Origin of the sequence: Bradyrhizobium sp. STM 3843 (assembly GCF_000239815.1) — a bacterium.
Classification (GTDB): domain Bacteria; phylum Pseudomonadota; class Alphaproteobacteria; order Rhizobiales; family Xanthobacteraceae; genus Bradyrhizobium.
The window spans coordinates 1-1,807 of the sequence record NZ_CAFK01000212.1; the positions used below are offsets into that span (position 1 = coordinate 1).

Here is a 1,807-nt window from a genome sequence, read left to right on the forward strand (position 1 = left end):
CCCTATGCCACGAAGGCGCGCCACACCCGGTGTCGTCCCGGCGAACGCCGGGACCCATACCGCGTGATGCCAGGGAATGGGCTCGCGGCCGATACCGCGCACAACAATCGACGGCGGTTGTTATGGGTCCCGGCGTTCGCCAGGACGACAGCCGAGATAGCCGCGCGTCCGCTGGCCATCTTGTTCCTCACGCTCTGGCTCGCTGCCTGCGGCCAATCCGGGCCGCAATTCACCATCCTCTCCGGCTCCGAGAACGACGTGCTGGAGCCGTTGGTGCAGGAGTTCTGTCATTCGCGCGGGGCAACCTGCGACATGCATTATCAAGGCTCGCTCGATATCGCGCTGTCGCTCAAGCCGGGCAGCGATCCGAAGGCCGATGCGGTCTGGCCGGCGGCCTCGATCTGGATCGACATGTTCGACACCGGCCGCCGGGTGAAGTCGATCAAGTCGATCACCCAGATGCCGGTGATCCTCGGCGTGCGGCGATCGAAGGCGGAAGAGCTCGGCTGGATCGGCGCCAAGGTCACGACCAAGGACATCCTGGGGGCCGTCGAGGCCGGCCGGCTGAAATTCCTGATGACCTCGGCGACGCAGTCGAATTCCGGCGCGTCCGCCTATCTGGCGATGCTGGCGTCGGCGATCGGCAAGCCTGATTTGATCGAGGCCGGCGATCTCGAGCGCGAGGGCGTGGTCTCCACCGTGCGCGCGCTGCTGCGTGGCGTCGAGCGTTCGTCCGGCTCGAGCGGCTGGCTCGCCGATCTCTATCGCGAAGGCGAGCGCAACGGCGCGCATTACCAGGCGATGTGGAACTACGAAGCGGTCATCAAGGAGACCAACGACAAGCTCAAGGCCGACGGCTTCGAGCAGCTCTATGCGATCTATCCGCAGGACGGCGTCTCGGTCGCCGATTCGCCGCTCGGCTTCGTCGACCGTGGCCGCGGCAAGGAGGTCGAGCAGTTCTTCGAGGAGCTGCAGGCCTTTCTGCTCAAGCCGGAGACCCAGGCGCGCATCGCCAAGACCGGCCGCCGGGTCGAGCTCGGGCGCGCCGCGCTGCTCCCCGCAGATCCCGCAACCAATCTCGATCCGTCGCGGCCGGTGACGGTGGTGCGACCGCCCGAGCCCAAGGTGATCCAGGTCGCGCTCAACACCTATCAGGAGGCGCTGCGGCGGCCGTCCTTGACCGCGCTCTGTCTCGATCTCTCCGGCAGCATGCAGGGCCATGGCGAAACCCAGCTGCTGGAGGCTATGAGTTTCCTGCTGACGCCGGCGCGTACCAAGGAAATGCTGGTGCAATGGTCGAAGCAGGACGAGATCATCGTGCTGCCGTTCAGCGACCACGTGCAATGGGTGACGAGCGCGAGCGGCGACGATCAGGAGCAGGCGGCGCTGCTCAAGGAGACCCTGACGCTGCATGCCGGCGGCGGCACTGATTTCTACACCTGCGGCGCGCGGGCGCTGGCGGCCATGAAGCCGACCCTGGACGCCGGCTCGCATCTGGCTGCGATCGTGATCATGACCGACGGCAAGAGTCAGGGCTCGCGATCCACCTTCGAGCAGCCCTGGCGGGCGGATGGCGGCCGGGTGCCGGTGTTCGGCGTGACCTTCGGCGACGAGGCCGATCGCACTCAGCTCGATGCGCTGGCCAAGCTGACCGGCGGCAGGGTATTCGACGGCACCAAGAATCTCACCGACGCCTTCCGCGCGGTGCGTGGATATAATTAGATGCCTGGGTTGAGATCTTGCCATCTCCACCGCTGTCATGCTCCGCCCCCGGGTCGGCGCGTAGAGCCGCCCGAGGACAGGCTCC

Annotated in this window: 1 protein-coding gene; it reads left to right on the forward strand. The window is 66.6% G+C overall.

Annotated features, from left to right (window positions below):
• Positions 1-66 precede the first annotated feature (66 nt).
• Positions 67-1,722 (forward strand): substrate-binding domain-containing protein, encoded by a 1,656-nt coding sequence (locus BRAS3843_RS22490; RefSeq protein WP_008971356.1) that lies wholly within the window; start codon positions 67-69, stop codon positions 1,720-1,722.
• The last annotated feature ends 85 nt before the right edge of the window (positions 1,723-1,807 follow it).

What these genes read in the sequence shown, in the direction of transcription:
- BRAS3843_RS22490 (WP_008971356.1), top strand. Translation starts at nt 67, where the DNA reads ATGCCAGGGAATGGGCTCGCGGCCGATACCGCGCACAACAATCGACGG.